Source organism: Candidatus Nanopusillus massiliensis (assembly GCF_920984865.1).
On sequence record NZ_OV100765.1, the window covers coordinates 449,445 to 449,655 of the forward strand.

Sequence of the window (211 nt, forward strand, 5' to 3'; positions counted from 1 at the left end):
ATTAGCGTCAGGATAAATGAAGAAATAAAAGAACGAATTGGAAAAGCATGGAATAGATATTAGTCAAGAAATAAGAAAATTTTTAGAAGAACTTTATAAAAAGGTCAAGGCTAAAGAATATGTAAAGAAATGGGTTGAAGAATTAAAAGATATTAAACCTAGCGAAAAAGGTTTCTCTACAAAGTCAGTGAGAGAGGACCGTGAGAGTCAT